Origin of the sequence: Neisseria sp. N95_16, assembly GCF_002551535.2 — a bacterium.
GTDB lineage: Bacteria > Pseudomonadota > Gammaproteobacteria > Burkholderiales > Neisseriaceae > Neisseria > Neisseria brasiliensis.
The window spans coordinates 1-927 of the sequence record NZ_PDBT02000154.1 but is presented as its reverse complement, the minus strand read 5'-3'; the positions used below and the strand labels follow the sequence as shown (position 1 = coordinate 927).

2 protein-coding genes are annotated in these 927 nt (G+C 44.8%); both read right to left on the bottom strand.

Annotated features, from left to right (window positions below; all coding sequences use genetic code 11):
- Window positions 1-116: 116 nt before the first annotated feature.
- The gene (locus tag CRG49_RS12970) at window positions 117-452 is read right to left on the bottom strand and encodes a type II toxin-antitoxin system HicB family antitoxin (RefSeq protein WP_095502108.1); all 336 of its coding nucleotides are present in this window, start codon (window positions 450-452) and stop codon (window positions 117-119) included.
- Window positions 449-703: a type II toxin-antitoxin system HicA family toxin gene (locus CRG49_RS12965; RefSeq protein ID WP_095502107.1), complete on the bottom strand. Its 255-nt coding sequence runs from the start codon at window positions 701-703 to the stop codon at window positions 449-451. Before CRG49_RS12965 ends, CRG49_RS12970 begins: the two co-directional genes overlap by 4 nt.
- Window positions 704-927: the final 224 nt, after the last annotated feature.

Genomic DNA, 927 nt, shown 5'->3' with positions numbered 1-927 from the left:
TTGCATTCAAGAGAAATGCAATAACTAAATAACAAATAAAAAACAATGATATATAAAATTATCTAAATTTCATGTTTGACAACGCAATATATCATCTTTTCTATACCGAAAGTTAATCAAGCTTGAACCGCACGTTCTAAAGTCTGATTAATCCATTCATTTAAACTGATGTTGCTGGCGGCAGCGGCAGTCGCGGCGGCGGCGTGAATTTTCGGGCTGACGCGCACATTGAAGCGGCCGGAATAGTGTTTGTAAGGCTCTAAACCTTGTTCGGCGCAGACATCAAGAAAAGTTTGCAAACTTACCGCACCTTCTTTATGTAAGTCGGCCACGTTGTCGGCATAAAAATCCGCGCCGCCATTAAGGCCGATAAATTCGCCGCGCAGCATTTCGGTTTCAGGATCGTATTGGATGACGGCTTTGTGGCCGTTGATGGTCATGATGTTGTTCATGGTTTTACTCCGTTGGCTTCAAGCCATTTTCTGACGGCGGCAACTGCGCCTTTGTCGGTATCGGGATTTGGGTGTGGGCGATGGAAAACTTGAACTTGGCCAAACAGAATCACAGCGATACGGCTGCCTTCACGTTCTTGAATGTCCGCGCCGATTTCTTGAAACAAGGCTTCGATGTCTGCCCATTTAATGTTGCCCGATACAGGCCGTTTGAAAATTAAGGCTAGGGTTTTTTGGTGTTTTTTCTTCATGATTTGATACCGTATTTTGGTACTACTTTATCGGAAATCAAAGCGCAATGCAATGGCTTGTGAAGCGTGAATGATGGGCAGACATAAAAAGGCCGTCTGAAAAAATAGTTTTTCAGACGGCCTTACATTCGCATTTCAAGTGCAACGCTCAAATGCCATTGGCAAGGGCTGCTGAAAACAGATCACCCGGTGTCTCATAGTCCAATGTCTTTCTCGGTCGGCGG